Raw genomic sequence first — 253 nt, 5'->3', positions numbered from 1 at the left:
TTCCAAGGTGCCCAGTTCCAGAATTTTTCGATAGCATTTTAGCAATCGGGCATATTCCCTATCATCAAGGCATTTCTTCTCGCAATCAGAAACGCGCTTGTAGGTGGCCTGCAGCAGGCGTTTCATTCGGCGCGCCCATCGATAACGATTGGTCTCCACCACGAAAGTCAGTTCTCTCAACAGGTGCGAACCGCATAGGCCATGCCCGCAGTTTGAGTAACTGAAATAGGATGCCCAGCAATCATGGATAAGC

1 pseudogene is annotated in these 253 nt (G+C 49.8%); it reads right to left on the bottom strand.

What is annotated here, in order from left to right:
* Nucleotides 1-249: pseudogene (locus tag IV91_RS0113840) on the bottom strand (IS66 family transposase); the annotation flags it as partial.
* Nucleotides 250-253: the final 4 nt, after the last annotated feature.

The organism is Ferrovum myxofaciens (assembly GCF_000735045.1).
GTDB classification, from domain to species: Bacteria; Pseudomonadota; Gammaproteobacteria; order Burkholderiales; family Ferrovaceae; genus Ferrovum; species Ferrovum myxofaciens.
Note: the sequence above shows the minus strand (reverse complement) of the source record. Positions and strands in the feature narration are given on the sequence as shown.